Here is a 238-nt window from a genome sequence, read left to right as displayed (position 1 = left end):
AAGTGACGGGCATTGGTATCATCTTTTAGCCCGATATAAACAGCATCTGCGCCGTTTTCGATGGCCGCCTTAAGCGCCGGGAGATTTCCGGCAGGGCAGAGCAGCTCCATAATTTTTCCTGAAGGTTGCGCTATCAAAACGCAAAAATGTTAACGAACCGGGATTTTAGTTAACCTTGCTGCGACAATTTTTGATTTAAGGCAGTTAAAGTTGTATTGGTGGTAGCAGCAATTTCATA

General features: G+C 44.5%; 1 pseudogene. It reads right to left on the bottom strand.

Annotated elements, in window-relative coordinates:
* Window positions 1-110: pseudogene (locus R2R70_RS22970) on the bottom strand (U32 family peptidase); the annotation flags it as partial.
* Window positions 111-238: the final 128 nt, after the last annotated feature.

Origin of the sequence: Cobetia sp. SIMBA_158 (genome assembly GCF_046566945.1) — a bacterium.
Taxonomy (GTDB): Bacteria; Pseudomonadota; Gammaproteobacteria; order Pseudomonadales; family Halomonadaceae; genus Cobetia; species Cobetia amphilecti.
The sequence above is the reverse complement of the archived record's forward strand: the minus strand, read 5'-3'. Positions and strand labels throughout refer to the sequence as shown.